The organism is Lyngbya sp. CCY1209 (assembly GCF_035615495.1).
Lineage (GTDB): Bacteria > Cyanobacteriota > Cyanobacteriia > Cyanobacteriales > Microcoleaceae > Limnospira.
This window is the reverse complement of sequence record NZ_JAJENU010000450.1, coordinates 1-3,421: the sequence shown is the minus strand read 5'-3', so window position 1 is coordinate 3,421 and position 3,421 is coordinate 1. Positions and strand designations below refer to the sequence as shown.

Annotated in this window: 4 protein-coding genes; all 4 read left to right on the top strand. The window is 58.2% G+C overall.

The features are described 5' to 3' along the window. The first annotated feature begins 141 nt into the window (after positions 1-141). The 4 genes from LKE08_RS14150 to LKE08_RS14135 all read left to right on the top strand — a co-directional run bounded on the left by LKE08_RS14150 (position 142) and on the right by LKE08_RS14135 (position 3,266). Positions 142-273 (top strand): hypothetical protein, encoded by a 132-nt coding sequence (locus LKE08_RS14150; RefSeq protein ID WP_324704882.1) that lies wholly within the window; start codon positions 142-144, stop codon positions 271-273. Positions 274-849: 576 nt separating this feature from the next. Then, positions 850-1,632 (top strand): Tic22 family protein, encoded by a 783-nt coding sequence (locus LKE08_RS14145; protein ID WP_324704881.1) that lies wholly within the window; start codon positions 850-852, stop codon positions 1,630-1,632. A gap of 20 nt (positions 1,633-1,652) precedes the next feature. Then, the gene (prmC, locus tag LKE08_RS14140; RefSeq protein ID WP_324704880.1) at positions 1,653-2,576 is read left to right on the top strand and encodes a peptide chain release factor N(5)-glutamine methyltransferase; all 924 of its coding nucleotides are present in this window, start codon (positions 1,653-1,655) and stop codon (positions 2,574-2,576) included. A gap of 93 nt (positions 2,577-2,669) precedes the next feature. Then, entirely contained in the window at positions 2,670-3,266 is a 597-nt protein-coding gene (locus LKE08_RS14135; protein ID WP_324704879.1) for an L-threonylcarbamoyladenylate synthase, read from the top strand. The last annotated feature ends 155 nt before the right edge of the window (positions 3,267-3,421 follow it).

Genomic DNA, 3,421 nt, shown 5'->3' with positions numbered 1-3,421 from the left:
ATCCAAGGGGATGGAAGCCTTACCGGGAGGTTATTTCAGGCATTTCAGCCCTATTTCATTCCCGAACGAATCGCACTGCAAACATATAGATAACACATCTGGGGCCTCCTTGGACAAACGAAGAGAGAAAAGAGAAGAAAAATGTTGCCTTTTAAATTTAATAATTGGGGTCAAAACCCGGTCAAATCGAAGGGCGATCGCCACGATAATATCCCCACCACCAACCCCATAAAATCCACCCTCTATAGCGCGGGGCAAGGGTGTCGGGTGTAGGATGTAGAGTGTAGGGAGTCGATCGCGCCATTCCGGATGTCATCAACATCACCGACACAAGCGCCGACGGCAACATCGGCCGGCATCTGCTCTGGGGCGATCGCCTTTTTTGGTCATGTAGAGATCGATGGGATAGCAGGTGAATCGGCATGGATCCGCGATCGCCAACGAAATCATCCCACATTTGATCCCGATCCCGCTAAGAGTCCGTTCGGCCTCGGCTGTTCGACTGGTAGGAATCCCCGTCCGTTTACGGCGGGGAGGATGTCAAGTGGGACGAATCGGAGATTTGTGTTAACATCCAGACAATCTGGCTGGCGACTTGCGGAAGCCACTCCGGAAAAAATGGGTCGGCGGTTCGGGAGAAAAATTCGGACTGGCTTCGTCTGGGAAGCTATCTGGGGAAAGGCGACCGGGATAGCAACGGATGGCTTCATCGAGCCCCACCTTCCGGGTCCGGCGGCACTATGGGGAATCTGCCCGAGTCCGTACCCTATCCGGAAAGGATTCCCGTAAAGAGAAGTTATGACCAATCTATTTGTCGAGTCTGAATGATCGGGATTGTAAGTTAAAAATATGATGAAATCGTTTGTTCGTATCGGTCTGGTATTGGGAGTCATTGGCAGCCATTTGCTCCTCAACCCGGTGTCTTTGCCTTGGAAAGCATCCTCGCCCCTGCTGGGAACGGCTCCCGTTCAGGCTTTGACGATTGATGAGATCAAAGCGAAACTCGGCCCCGTCCCGGTTTTTACGATTACGGATGCCAACGGTGCGCCGCTGGTGGCAACGGTTCCGGCGGGACAGAACAGCAGCGACACCGCTTCGGTAGCCGGGGTGTTTATCAGTCGCCAGGATGCCCTCAAGTTTGTGGAAAATTTGCGAAACCGCAATCCGGAATTGGCGAATTCGGTGCGGGTCACTCCCGTTTCTCTGGGTGAAGTGTACCAGATGAATGAGCAGGGACGAAATAATCCCGACGACCTCCAATTCGCCTACGTCCCGGTACAAGCGCAGGTGGATTCCGCCCGGGCCGTGATGGAGCAAAATGGCCGATCGCCCAACGAGTTCAACGGCGTGCCCCTGTTCATGGCCAAAGGGGGCCCGGACGACGGATATCTGACCATTCAGCGCGGGGAGGAGCAGGTGATCCCGATGTTCTTCTACAAGGAAGATTTGCAGGGGATGCTGACCCAGTTCCAGCAACAACAACCGGATTTGATTTCCTCTGTCACTATCCAGGTGGTGCCGCTGGAGGCGCTGCTGGAGGCGTTCCGCACCGATGACCACCAGTTTTTGGATCGGATCATCTTGGTTCCGCCCCGGGAAACGTTGCAATATCTCAGAGATAATCAACCCTAGATGGGGGCAAGTTGCTGAGGATGGGCGATCGCGACCGACGTTTACCTGAAAGCCCCACCCTGTCCGGTTCTCAACTGTGGCAGTGGTGGCGGCAGGCGCGGACGGATGCGATCGCCGCCGAGATTTCCCCCATCGAGTTAGACCGACTCCTGGAAGCCTTCAGCGACCTGGAACGGCTGGACCTGCGGTGGGAATCGTTCCGCGATCGCCCCCAAATTGCCCTCAAACGCCCCTGGCCGGAAATTGTGGAACTGTGGGATCGCCGCCTCAAAGAACGGGTCCCCCTGCAATACCTGCTGGGGACAGCCCACTGGCGACATTTTTCTTTGACCGTGGCCCCCGGCGTCCTCATCCCCCGCCCGGAAACGGAGTTGATTGTCGATTTGGCCCGGGGGGCGGTTGAAGAAATCGGGAAAAACCTGGCGGAAGGGGATTGGGCGGATCTGGGAACCGGAAGCGGCGCGATCGCCTTGGGGTTGGCGGAGGTGTTCCCGAAAGCCACCATCCACGCCGTCGATCGCTCTCATCAGGCCCTGGCGATCGCCCGCCACAACGCCAAAATCTCGGGTTGGGAACATCGAATCCGGTTCTATCAAGGATCGTGGTGGACCCCCCTGACATTTCTTAAAGGAGAGGTCTGCGGCGTGGTCTCCAACCCCCCTTACATCCCCTCCGAGGAGGTTTTGAACCTGCAACCGGAAGTCACCCGCCACGAACCCCACGAAGCCTTAGACGGCGGCTCAGACGGCTTGGATTGCATCCGCCACCTGGCCGCGGCGAGTCCCGACTATTTGCGATCGGGGGGAATCTTCATCGTGGAAATGATGGCCGGCCAGGGAGAAGCCGTCGCCGAAATCCTCCGTTCCCAGGGCAATTACCACTCGATCCAGATCGTCCCCGACCTGGCCGGCTTAGATCGATTCGCGATCGCCCACCGAAAATGATGAAATTTTAGATTGTAGGGGCGCAAAGCCGGCGCCCTGATGTTAGATTCTCCTCCCCACACCCCACCGAGCACACCCCACACCCCAATTCAAATGCCTCTGGTTTCCACAGAAAAACTGGTCCAAGCCGCGATCGCGGGAGATGCGGTCGTCAGTTTTCCCACTGATACCGTCCCGGCGTTGGCGGTCTGGCCCGATCGCGCCCCCCTGATTTTCGAGGCGAAACGGCGTCCGCCGGACAAACCGCTGATTCTGATGGGTGCGATCGCCGAATCGCTGTGGCCCTTCGTGGACGGCCGACCCGACGAGTTGCAATTTTGGCAAAAAATCGCCCGCCGCTATTGGCCTGGGGCGTTAACCCTCGTCCTCCCCGCCTCCGAAGCGGTGCCCCCGGTGATGAACCCCACCGATCCGACGACCATCGGCCTGCGGGTTCCCGATTGTGCGATCGCGCGAGAAATTTTGCGGCGCACCGGTCCCCTGGCCACCACCAGCGCCAACTTATCGGGACAGCCGCCCCTTTTAACCGCCGGAGAAATAGTCACCCAATTTCCGGAGGTTTTGACCCTGGATGCTGCGGAGGGTTGGAAAGCGATCGCCCCCATTCCCTCCACGGTGGTCCGGTGGACGGAACAGGGGAGTTGGGAAATATTGCGGCCCGGCTCGGTGAATTTGGAGGTTGAATCGTGACTGGCCCTCTCCCCCAACCCCTCTCCCAATTCTGGGCGAGGGGAGCAATTGTCCGGTTCCCCCCTATCTCCCCCCTTACTCCCCCCTTACTCCCCCCTTTCAAAGGGGGGCTGGGGGGGATGGGGGCTGGGGGGGATGGGGGTTGGGGGGGATGG